The sequence below is a fragment of the Microcoleus sp. Pol14D4 genome (assembly GCF_036701245.1).
GTDB lineage: Bacteria > Cyanobacteriota > Cyanobacteriia > Cyanobacteriales > Microcoleaceae > Microcoleus.
Genome location: NZ_JAUBQM010000130.1, coordinates 1 through 9,400, shown reverse-complemented (window position 1 = coordinate 9,400; position 9,400 = coordinate 1). Strand labels below are relative to the sequence as shown.

Annotated in this window: 8 protein-coding genes; 6 read left to right on the top strand and 2 right to left on the bottom strand. The window is 42.9% G+C overall.

Features of this window, described 5'->3' with window-relative positions; all coding sequences use genetic code 11:
* Positions 1 to 791: 791 nt before the first annotated feature.
* From QUA33_RS26700 to QUA33_RS26690, 3 genes are all read left to right on the top strand, one after another.
* Positions 792 to 1,277 carry a CRR6 family NdhI maturation factor gene (locus QUA33_RS26700; protein ID WP_333152605.1) on the top strand — a complete coding sequence of 162 codons (486 nt, stop codon included), beginning with the start codon at positions 792 to 794 and terminating at the stop codon, positions 1,275 to 1,277.
* Positions 1,278 to 1,580: 303 nt separating this feature from the next.
* Positions 1,581 to 3,113: an NAD(P)/FAD-dependent oxidoreductase gene (locus tag QUA33_RS26695; protein ID WP_333152603.1), complete on the top strand. Its 1,533-nt coding sequence runs from the start codon at positions 1,581 to 1,583 to the stop codon at positions 3,111 to 3,113.
* Positions 3,114 to 3,442: 329 nt separating this feature from the next.
* Positions 3,443 to 4,657: an FAD-dependent oxidoreductase gene (locus QUA33_RS26690; RefSeq protein WP_333152601.1), complete on the top strand. Its 1,215-nt coding sequence runs from the start codon at positions 3,443 to 3,445 to the stop codon at positions 4,655 to 4,657.
* Positions 4,658 to 4,803: 146 nt separating this feature from the next.
* On the opposite strand, the gene QUA33_RS26685 is transcribed toward QUA33_RS26690, so the two are convergent.
* Positions 4,804 to 5,676: a pentapeptide repeat-containing protein gene (locus QUA33_RS26685; RefSeq protein WP_333095220.1), complete on the bottom strand. Its 873-nt coding sequence runs from the start codon at positions 5,674 to 5,676 to the stop codon at positions 4,804 to 4,806.
* Between the two features lie 1,015 nt (positions 5,677 to 6,691).
* On the opposite strand from QUA33_RS26685, the gene QUA33_RS26680 reads away from it, so the two are divergent.
* The 3 genes from QUA33_RS26680 to QUA33_RS26670 are packed head-to-tail and all read left to right on the top strand — an operon-like array spanning position 6,692 to position 7,874.
* Positions 6,692 to 6,955 carry a helix-turn-helix transcriptional regulator gene (locus QUA33_RS26680; RefSeq protein WP_333152600.1) on the top strand — a complete coding sequence of 88 codons (264 nt, stop codon included), beginning with the start codon at positions 6,692 to 6,694 and terminating at the stop codon, positions 6,953 to 6,955.
* Positions 6,952 to 7,419 carry a hypothetical protein gene (locus tag QUA33_RS26675; protein WP_333152598.1) on the top strand — a complete coding sequence of 156 codons (468 nt, stop codon included), beginning with the start codon at positions 6,952 to 6,954 and terminating at the stop codon, positions 7,417 to 7,419. The genes QUA33_RS26680 and QUA33_RS26675 overlap by 4 nt, the downstream gene beginning before the upstream one ends.
* The gene (locus QUA33_RS26670; RefSeq protein WP_333152596.1) at positions 7,392 to 7,874 is read left to right on the top strand and encodes a hypothetical protein; all 483 of its coding nucleotides are present in this window, start codon (positions 7,392 to 7,394) and stop codon (positions 7,872 to 7,874) included. Before QUA33_RS26675 ends, QUA33_RS26670 begins: the two co-directional genes overlap by 28 nt.
* Here QUA33_RS26670 and QUA33_RS26665 read toward each other — a convergent pair.
* On the bottom strand, positions 7,864 to 8,928 hold the full coding sequence (locus tag QUA33_RS26665) for a DNA methyltransferase (RefSeq protein ID WP_333152594.1): 1,065 nt from the start codon (positions 8,926 to 8,928) through the stop codon (positions 7,864 to 7,866). The genes QUA33_RS26670 and QUA33_RS26665 overlap by 11 nt on opposite strands.
* Between the last annotated feature and the right edge of the window lie 472 nt (positions 8,929 to 9,400).

Sequence of the window (9,400 nt, the reverse complement as noted above, 5' to 3'; positions counted from 1 at the left end):
TGCCTATCTTTTTTTACCACAAGTTGGCTCAATCCTTACTAACTATGGGTTTGGGGCGGGTTGTCACCCCCCCAGGGGAAAAACTCCACCTGGATATTATCAATAGAATCTAGTATTTCTTTAATTTTACTAGAAATAATCCGAAGTGTACCAGTTGTAAAAAAATCATTTGGTGGGTATGTTTGTGGATATTCTGAGTAGATTTCTAAAACTATATTATATGTTAAATTTGTATTTTTCAGGGATAGGCATTTTGAAATGTAAGGACTTATCTTTGCTGCAATTTCTCGATTAAGCATTCTTGCTTCTGTATAAGTCTCCCACGAAGTTGTATCAGCTTTCCAGATTTTTATCGTAGTCATAATATTTTTTATTGTTGACTAAATTTTGCGCTTAGACAATTTTTGTCGAAAGCTTTGCACAGTAATGTCTACAATTTCACAACGGTTTTTGCTCTTATGAGTAGTAGCAAAAATTAACTTTCCCAATTTCTTAAATGTTGAGTATTGATTAAGTGTACCGCATTACAGTGGGAACCGCTGTATTATTTATAATAGCATTTTTTCGCTAATTAGGGGATTTTTCATTGCTAACACATTGATTTTATTGCATTTGCCTTATTCCTTATTTTTTCTTCCTTATTCCTCCTTCGTTCTTCCTTCTGCTATAAAATGTTTATGGTTGGTGGTATGATAACTAAATGCTATCAAGTTGACAATCAAGCAATTGGGTCTCTTGCCCGCGGATTCATCGGTGGGAGCAATCTAAGATCGAAAATAAGTTGACATTTTATGACTATTATGATATCAATCAATGCCCAGCATATACACAATTTAGATTTGTCTCCGGTGCGGACTGTGATTGAAAAGTGGCTGGCCGAAGGAGCGATCGCCCAAAACGAACAACAGCTACAATTTGAAATTGAGTATCCGCGCGAAGAGCTAGATCCGCGAGAAATTTCAGAAATTCCCGAAGTGCGGCTGTGGTTTATTCGCTTGGATGCTTGTTACCCTTGGCTGCCATTTTTGCTGGATTGGAAAGCGGGAGAATTGGCGCGCTATGCCGCGATGTTGGTGCCGCACCAGTTCCACCGCACCCAAGGTATTCAGTACAATCCTGAAGCTTTGGAAATGTTTTTGATGAACAAAATTTTTGTGTTGACTGATTGGTTGAATCAGCAGGGAATCCCCAGTAAATCGAAGTTGATGGCGATGTCGCAGATGTTTGGTTATGATTTGGAGGATGCTTTTTTTGATGTGATTGTGCCGCACAAATAAGCGATTGGACTCTAATTAACATACTCCTAATTAGGTAGGCTACTCTATACCTTAAGACTAAGAACAAAGGTATAAACCCGATTTCTTCCCTTATGGGGCGGGCTTTCCAGTCCGCCTCCGCAGCTATAAGTTCTATCCACAACAGCTTAATTAAGCTTAACAGCAGCCGTACTCAGACTTTAAGACAATCCTTAAACCAGCGCGCCTCGCAAAATTGTTGCTGGACTTCAGAATTTTCTCAGAATTGATAGTTAGTTTAAATAGACAACGATCGCCCCATTCAATCGATCGAGGAAATTTACCATGAAAACAGATTACCTCATCGTCGGCAGTGGTTTATCAGCACTGGTTTTCGGAGCTTTGATGGCAAACTCCGGCAAAACCGTACACATCCTCGAAGCTCACGAGCATCCCGGAGGCTTTGGTCACACCTTTACGATGGCCAAAAAATACACCTTTAATGCCCAATTCCACTACGTTTGGGACTGCGGCGAAGGACATACAGTCAATCGAGTTCTCAAAAAACTCGGTCTCGATCGAGATGTCACCTTTGAACGGTACGATCCGAATGGCTACGACCACATGAGAATGCCTGGGTATGCGCTGGATATTCCCTCGGAACCAGAGGAACTGATCCGCAGATTGTCGGCGCTGTTTCCCGAAGCGGGCGAGAGAATTCGCCAATTCGTCAACGAAGTCGAGAAAACCGGCGAGGGACTCAGAAAACTTGCTCCTCCGGTCAAGCCAATTGAATTGCTCAAAAATTTCGGTGACGTATTCTGTGCCGTCCAACACCTCAACAGTACACTTCAAGACGTTTTCGACAAGTTCCAACTCCCGCAAGCCGCTCAAACTCTATTAGCCCTGCAATGGCCAGACTTTTTGCTGCCTCCAAATCAGCTTTCTTTCTATGCTTGGATTGCCTTGTTTAGAGGCTATCAAGAAGGTGCATTTTACCCGACGCAGCATTTTGAAGATGTCATCAATTCTTTAGTTAAAGTCATTGAATTCAACGGGGGGAAAGTTCTCTTAAACCATGAAGTCACGAATTTTAGGGTAACAAACAGAACAGTAACTGGTGTTGAAGCGATGGATTTGACCACGCATCAAACCCATGAATTCACGGGAGACACGGTGATTTGCAACCTAGATCCGAAAAGAGCGGCCAAGATGATAGGAGAGGAACTGTTCTCTAAAAAAGTGCGGCAGAAACTCAACTATGAGTATTCTGCATCTAACTACATGGTGTACTGCGTTGTCAAAGATATCGATCTCCGAGACTATGGATTTGGCAAGTGGAATACGTTTCATTCCGAACATCTGGATTTGAATGAAGCTTTTGCTCAAATGTACGATAAAAATGACTTTTCTCGTCCGAGTTTTGCAATTACCACACCTACTTTACTGACGGAAGCGCGGCGGGATTGTCCTGAAGATTGTCAAATTGTTGAATTTCTGACTGTTGCTAATTACAGCTATTTTAAACAACTTTGGGAGAGCGATCGCAAAGCTTACAGACAGAAGAAACAAGAGATTCTGGACTCGATTTTAGATGTGGTTGAAAAAGACTATGTTCCGAATTTCCGCAAACACATGGTCTTTCATATTACCGGAAGTCCGACGACTAACGAGCGCTTCTGCTGGTGTCCTAACGGTAATTCCTACGGTTCCAGCCTGACGCCGCGCAACATGGGAGTCGATCGACTAAATCATGAAACATCCCTCAACAATTTCTATTTCTGCAACGCCTCCTCGGGCTATCCAGGCTTTGCACCGACATTTTGGACGGGGGCGCTACTTTATCAACGTTTATCAGGCGATGCAATTTTAGGCTAAGGAAAATTAGCAATTGGTTATTTTCCTGTTTCTCTCGTTCCTTGGCAAAGCCAAGGAATAAATTTCACTCTTCCTCTGCCTGCTCTTAAAAATCTCTCGTTTCTGCTCTCATTATCTCGTTCCTTGGCTCGGCCAACGAATGAATTTCTGGAGGCTCTGCCTCCTCTTAAAAATGACGAGGCACAGCAAGACTGAAATGCGTTTCCAGGTAGAACCTGGAAACGAGAATTTCTTCTTCTTCCATCTTCCATCTTCCTTCTTCCTGACATCCGTTACATCCGTTACAGAATCCGTTGCCGAACTTCCTTCTATCAATCTAGGAGTGAACTATGAGAATTGCAATTGTTGGGGGCGGAGCCAGTGGTATGGCAGCAGCCTACTGGCTCGATAAACAGGGGCATCACGTCACTGTGTTGGAAAAGCAGCCGATTTTAGGCGGACACATTCGGACTCTCAATAAAAATGTTGCCCCAAATCAATCAGAGTGCAATGAAATATTAGAAAATGGGGTGCTGGAATTTCCGACGGTCTTTTACAATTTCGTGGCTTTTATGCAGGAGCTAGGCGTTGAATTAGAACCCGTGCAGATTGGTTCCGCGCTGTTTTTTAAAGATGGCACCCACTTTTTGTCTGCGGTATCTATCCGAAAGAATTTCACCGGAATCCAACGGCTGATCGAATATTTGCGACTTGATAGTCTCTACGCTCGTTCGGCTGGATTTATTTTAAAAATGCGGTTTGCCAAACAGCACGATTTCTACGATGTACCCCTTTCTGAGTCTTTGAAAAGCTCGTGCGTCCGCAATTATTGGCTGAAGTTGCTGACGATGTACAGCTACTCGATACCGTTTGAATTGCTCGACAATTTCCCGGCAGAATTAGCGATGCCTGTTTTGCGCGAATATGCCTCGGTCAACTGGGTGAGGATTAAAGGCGGGGTGTATTCTTACATTGAAAAGATTTTGGAGCGATTTAAGGGCGATATACGGCTAAATGTGGAGATTGCCAATATTTTTAGAAGTGCGGATGCTGTAAAAATTGTGCTTTCTGATGGGGAAATCCAGGAATTTGATAAGGTGGTTTTTGCGATGCCACCCGACCAAGTTATGAGGCTGTTGTCCGATCCTACGGATGCGGAAAGGAAGCGGTTTTCGGCGTGGAAAGCCAATTATGCAACCACTGTACTGCATTCGGATACATCAATGTACGATCGCTACGGTATCCGCAAGTTATCAGAATTTGATTTTTTCGAGACTGACAAAGGGTGGGGCTATAATGCGAGCTTGAATCAGCTTTGTGGCATCTCCTCGCCACGAGAGTACAGTTTAGCTTTTCAACTGCAGGAGTCGATCGCCCAAAAGCACATTATTCACATTCAGAAACATCACACGCCGCTGTACACTGTCGAGTCTTTTCGATATCGAGATGAAGTTATAGAGACTAATGGTGAGAACAACACTTATCATGCGGGAGCTTATTTGGGGGATGGTTTGCACGAAGGAGCCATTACCTCTGCTTTGCGAGTCGCGAAATTAATCGGGTGAGCTCAATTGTGATGCTACAAACTCTCGCAAATATCAGTAAATTTCTTGCCGGTGCAACACTCTCACAAAAGTAATGATGTCTGCATCAAAAGTTAAACTAATGCGAGAGCCGTCCACTCGGATGAGAAATTAATTTTTGGCGTTCCCTAAGCTGCGACACCACGTGCTGCAGTTAAGTAGACATCATTGCTCAAAGATGGGGGCATTGTTGATCCGGCTAACTGAGTACCCTCAAAGTTGGTTCCCGTGAATGTTGCCCCCCTCAAGTCGGCTTCACTCAAGTCTGCATAGCACAGCCTCGCCCAATCGAGGTTTGCCTGCACCAAAGAAACTCCCACCAGATTTGCCCTGGTTAAATCTGCTCCCATCAACTGGACGCCCCGCAACTGAGCCCCGCTGAGATTGGCGGCTAACAAGTTCGAGCCTTCCAAATTTACCCCGTTCAGTTTGGCTTCGCTCAGGTTGACGCCATTGAGATCCGTCCTGCTCAGGTCGATGCCATTGATGTAAGCTTTGCTGAGATAGATGCCTGTTAGTTGAGCGCCAAACAGCTTTGCACCGCTGAGTTTTGCCCCTCCGCAGTTGGCCCAGTTGAGGTTGGCTCCCGTGAGGTTAGCGCCCCGCAGATTGATGAACTGCAGGTCGGCTGTACATAAATTGGCGTTCCAGAGGATAGCGCTCCGCAGGTTGCTACCGATGAGTTGAGCGCCACTCAACTTTGCCCTGGGGAGTTTTGCTTTGACGAGGAAAGCTCCGCTGAGATTGGCTTTGGTAAGCTCTGCATCCGCTAGTCTGGCTTGGCCCATTTTGGCAAAACTCAGATTTGCCCTGTAAAGGTTTGCGTCGTTTAGTTCTGCTTTGGTCAGATGCGCCCGACTCAGGTTAGCTCCCGACAGGTTAGCCCTCGAAAGGTTTACCCCTACCAACATAGCTCCGCTGAGGTTTGCTCCGCTTAGGTTTACGTCAGCAAAGTCTCTGTTTCCATTTTCGTACTCTTTGAGCAGCTCGGTTACTTCCATACGGGTCACATTCCTAATAGCGGAAATTTATCTAGAAATAAACACTCTTTATAAGTATTTTAGCTCTAACCGAGCGGATGCGATCGCACTTTCAAGAAAGCTGACAATTAACTTTATATTTATACATATACTTTGTGCTTTTTCCAGAGCCCCGACCGTTTTGAGGTCATAGTCTGAAACCCTTGATTTATCGTGGGTCTCTAGTGTGCTTCGGCAACCGTTGCGATCGTACTGAGATCGGTGAAACCGTTATTCTCAATAGGTAAGCCATCAAACACTGTCCGAATGATTAATCAATACTAAAATAATATTCTTGTTGTCCACTGTGACTAACAGCTTTTTTAAACGGAGACTGCAAATTTGTTAGTTGTGTTTGCTTCAGGTGTCGGGCAGGCTGGCATGGTCATATCTCCATATTTTGATCTACTGTCATTTTTCCGGAAAATTAGATGTAAAACAACAGCTTAATCAGCGAGAATTTTTCTCGGTTGTCTCGCAGCAGTTATACGATCGCGCTTTTCAATATTTCCTTTAGTCGATCGGGGTTAAAAGGAATTTCAGACATTCTATTTCTGAGGAATTTATCGATATGCCTAACGGTAGAGGGTATTCGTTCAAAAGCTAGCCGATAATATAATGCAGATGGTACAAAACTAACAGCGACTAATATCTGTATACGAGTACCCCCTCAACTGGCAGTTAGGCAAATGTGTCCATCTATGTTATGCTGAGTCAAAATTGAGGAACGATCATGTCAAAAGAAAGAAAAAGCAACAAAGAAGTCAAAAAGCCAAAGAAACAACCTGATGGTGTTGCTAAGCCGAAGGATGACAAAAAAAATTATGGTAGCACCGAGGGCCGCAAGTAGAGATAGCTGCGACTATCGGGATTGTGATTAATTTTGTTCAAGTGTCATGACTATTGATTTTTAACAAATTTAAATATCCTATTTTGGGATTATCCGAAAACAGGTTTATTATATCTAGGGAATATGCAGTGCTAAACCCAAAGTATAATGAAATCTGTTTTTAGCCATGAATATGAAACCTTCCGTTGCTGTATGATTGCGGCTCGTAAAGAAGCGCAACTAACTCAGGAGTCTGTTGCTACATCTCTTAAAAAGCCCCAGTCTTTCGTAGCCAAATATGAAAACGGTGAACGTCGGTTAGATGTAATTGAGTTTCTGTTAGTTGCTCGTGTAATTGGTGTAGATCCTTGCGATATTATTAGGAAAATTTCACAAAAAATATCTGAAGCATCTTGTGAGAGCGAGATATGAATACCCAAGATGTAATCAGACTTGCCTCCCAATATCTAGATCGCTTATCGGGTCATACTTTCGACGTTTTAGATGTATCTAAACCTGTCACCGTAAATGCAGCGGTGAACCTCTCTAAAGTGATCTCAAAGCTTTCGTCCTTAGTCGGAAATTTAATCGAATTTAACACCGTTGAATTCTTGAATCAACAAAATGAGTTCGCTGAATTTGGAAAGTGGCATAGGCAAGATCCTGGCTTTCCAGATACTATTTTCCTCGGCATAGTTCAACCAACGCCAGGATTAGAAATTAAAGCGTGGTTCCCACTAGCAACAGAGATAACAGCACGTTTCAAAGATAGTCAAGTCAAAATCACTTTAGGTTCGATCGGACTCACGTTACTATCCTGGCATGGCTACCCGATAAAATCATCTATGGCAAGCCTCGCATTCTTGATGTGTGCGTTGTCTCTGGTTTATCGGTAGCTGTAGCGAGAGATACCCACTATCACAATCCGCCGGATTATCTTGTTTTAGAGCCGGAAGATACAACTCAAAGAACAGCAAATTTGCAACAAACAAACACCAGTGGATATAAATTCCAAGGCTCTGCAGAGGAGTTTTTAGAAGCTGAGAAAATAGTTGATTCATGGGGTAATCAAGGAAAAGTCTACAAACCAACTAGAGAGTATCAGCGCCTTCTGCGGGAGCTACGGATACGCTATGAATATAGACTAGATACAAATTTTGCAAAGATGGACAGAATTGTACATCCAGGCATTGAAGAATTTAAGCGACGTGTCTACAATACTGAAGTTTCCGGTATGACCGTTGGTCGGTGGAATAAGCTTTTATCAAGTCGCCTAGAAGGCAGCATCAAGAAATCCCTACAAGATTATCTACAGATTAGAGAAGAGAGTATTGATGAAATTATTGATTAAATCTCTGTACACCATAGTAGAAATAGTCTGGGTCTATCTCGCAAGAAAAGGCTTTTCGTTTTAGTTTACGTGCTGACAAAGCTGCAGTGAAAAGTCCACCAAAAGGTTCCCATATAACATCGTTTTCATCGCTCGATGCCTCAACAATAAGGTTCATCAGATCCAGAGGTTTTTGGTTGAGATGTAATGCTTTCCCAGAGAGAGTTTTAACTCTCTCATCGCCCCGTAAAGCTTGACGCTCCCAAACGTTTGTAAAACCGTGAGGGCATCTAAATTTCGATCGCATCTTGCTCCATTCTTGTCCCGTTAAAGGCTGATTGCCATCCAGTGAAAAGTATGGTTTTCCTTGAGGACTACCATACTCATTTGCATAGTTCACTAGCCTTTCAAACATCTCGGTCGGAGGAAAATACCACAAATGCCCTTGATCGAAGTATTTCCTGGTTGCTGCATCCACTACCCCGCAAGCATCGTTGGCTCGTCGTAACGGCAACCCAGAGCGTTTCCACTCTCGCAATAACCACCTCTTTAAGGTAAGTTCATTAACTGTGACTTCTCTGACGTATTGAACGCAGACTTCTGTCACGACGGGGAACCTGCGAATTTTTTGTGTGTTAACATTCCCTGCGATATGACCTTTTCCCTTGTTCCAAATATTGGAATTGACATAGCGCCAACCATACTTCTCTAGAAGTGGATGCACAACAGCCCAACCAATCTCTGAATTCCAAAACCAGAGTGTTGTGCATGGCATGGCTGCTTTTGACCATGCTTCGATATGAGGTTGATACCAATTAGGTAAATCAATGCGATCGGACGTGTCTCCTTCAAACCCAAGAATACCGTAAGCTCCATCTGAAACGATGACAGTAGGTCGCTCCCACTTCTCGTAGTGTTGGAGACTATCGCCCAGATATAAAGTAACGTATTCGTCACTCCATGCAGAAAAATTCAAGTTGGTATTGAGATTAGCTTTTTTTCCACGACCAACAGTGCTAGTCGCCTTGCTTTTTAAGATGCTGGGAGAATTCGCTTCAGGGTTACATCGACTCATTTGTTGATTTACGTGGTTCTAAAAATTCAGTAACTAATACCTTATCCTATTTTGGGATATCTGGTTGGCAAGACCCGTACAGTGTCGAACCCTAAGAGACGACAGCCTCAGTGTTTCAATCCCTAATAGGGATTTATTGTGATTGTGGTAAAAAAGAGCTAAGAGCTCGCTCAACCCAACAAATCTTCAAAGGTAACTCTGGTCGCTCTACCCAGCTTACAAAAATTTTATATTTAAGTGCAAATACTTAACTTTACTAAATATGTAGGTAAAAGCACAAAATGATGACTAACTATCTATCACACAGAAAATTGTGATATGATACACAAAATTTCGATCGGTGTCAATTCTACAGTCAAGAAACTGACTCGATATCAATTTTTTTAGGATTGATAAAAGGTAATTGCTCAACCCCCTTGACAAGAGAACGAGATAGACATTAGATAGAGGAATGAAAAAACTCCCTGACCTA

Excerpts from the sequence above, each read along its gene's own strand:
- QUA33_RS26685 (WP_333095220.1), bottom strand. The coding sequence starts at position 5,676 with ATGGAAGTAACCGAGCTGCTCAAAGAGTACGAAAATGGAAACAGAGAC.
- QUA33_RS26675 (WP_333152598.1), top strand. The coding sequence starts at position 6,952 with ATGAATACCCAAGATGTAATCAGACTTGCCTCCCAATATCTAGATCGC.
- QUA33_RS26695 (WP_333152603.1), top strand. The coding sequence starts at position 1,581 with ATGAAAACAGATTACCTCATCGTCGGCAGTGGTTTATCAGCACTGGTT.
- QUA33_RS26690 (WP_333152601.1), top strand. The coding sequence starts at position 3,443 with ATGAGAATTGCAATTGTTGGGGGCGGAGCCAGTGGTATGGCAGCAGCC.
- QUA33_RS26680 (WP_333152600.1), top strand. The coding sequence starts at position 6,692 with ATGAAATCTGTTTTTAGCCATGAATATGAAACCTTCCGTTGCTGTATG.
- QUA33_RS26700 (WP_333152605.1), top strand. The coding sequence starts at position 792 with ATGACTATTATGATATCAATCAATGCCCAGCATATACACAATTTAGAT.
- QUA33_RS26665 (WP_333152594.1), bottom strand. The coding sequence starts at position 8,928 with ATGAGTCGATGTAACCCTGAAGCGAATTCTCCCAGCATCTTAAAAAGC.